Source organism: Psychroflexus maritimus (assembly GCF_011089875.1).
Taxonomy (GTDB): domain Bacteria; phylum Bacteroidota; class Bacteroidia; order Flavobacteriales; family Flavobacteriaceae; genus Psychroflexus; species Psychroflexus maritimus.
Window position 1 is genome coordinate 1 of record NZ_JAANAS010000100.1, and the last position, 326, is coordinate 326.

Sequence of the window (326 nt, forward strand, 5' to 3'; positions counted from 1 at the left end):
CATTCCGTGCTATTACTTGTCGCTAAATCTACCACAATCACTTCATACAATCCTGCTTCTTCTACCGTTAATGCACTTCCTGTAAAGGCTAATTCTTCGCCATCCAAGAACCATTCAAATTCGTAATCGTTGGCATTTAACCCTGTATCTAAAGTAGGTGCAGAAACAATTTCACCAGTTTCTCGGTCAATACAAATCACCGAACCATCCATGTTAGAAATATCAACTAAGGGTAATGGATTCACAGTAATTTCAAAAGTGACTTGCGTTGAGGATGGACATTCATTGTCTGTGTTTACAACCTCGGCGTAAATGGTTTGTGGTGA

The 326-nt window shown here is 39.6% G+C and carries 1 protein-coding gene; it reads right to left on the reverse strand.

Features of this window, described 5'->3' with window-relative positions; all coding sequences use genetic code 11:
- Window positions 1-326, reverse strand: a 326-nt coding sequence (locus G7034_RS10875) for a hypothetical protein (protein ID WP_166400985.1), incomplete at both ends; no start/stop codon positions are given.